Here is a 650-nt window from a genome sequence, read left to right on the forward strand (position 1 = left end):
ACCTGTATACCATGTCCAACCGCCTTGTCCACGGCGTGGTTCAATAGCGTAGATATCTGCAGCCATAACATAAGGTTCAACACGATAAATTTCAGGGTTTTTTCCATGGGTAATGGGATTTATCATAGAAAACAAAGCATAAGCTTTATCATTTTCACCCATTTCAGCAAGCGCTAAAATACTCCAAATAGCACCATGCGTATATTGCCCCCCATTTTCTCGAATCCCCGGAGGATATCCTTTTATATAACCGGGTTCGAGAGTGCTTTTATCAAAAGGTGGCCAGAAAGGGCGTATAAGATCGCCTTTTTCATCCCATAGATATTCAAGCATTGATGCCATTGCTTGTTTTTGGCGTTCAGGCGAAGCCATTTGAGAAATAACAGCCCAAGATTGAGCAATGGTATCAATTTTGCATTCATCATTTATTTTAGAGCCAAGGGGCGTTCCATCATCAAAATAACCACGTCGATACCAAGCACCATCCCAACCGTTTTCTTCTAGGGATTTTTTCAAACGTTTAAGATATGCATTCCATGTTTTCACACGGATGTTGTCACGATATTTTTGTGCAAGGGGAATAAATGCTTGTAATGTGGTGCCAAGAAACCATCCTAACCAAATACTTTCACCTTTTCCTTGCACACCTA

The 650-nt window shown here is 40.9% G+C and carries 1 protein-coding gene; it reads right to left on the reverse strand.

Annotated features, from left to right (window positions below):
• A partial coding sequence (locus ACFINS_RS10640; RefSeq protein ID WP_375706256.1) for a GH36-type glycosyl hydrolase domain-containing protein occupies positions 1-650 on the reverse strand: 650 nt, incomplete at both ends.

Origin of the sequence: Bartonella sp. AA2SXKL (assembly GCF_042197205.1) — a bacterium.
Taxonomy (GTDB): Bacteria; Pseudomonadota; Alphaproteobacteria; order Rhizobiales; family Rhizobiaceae; genus Bartonella.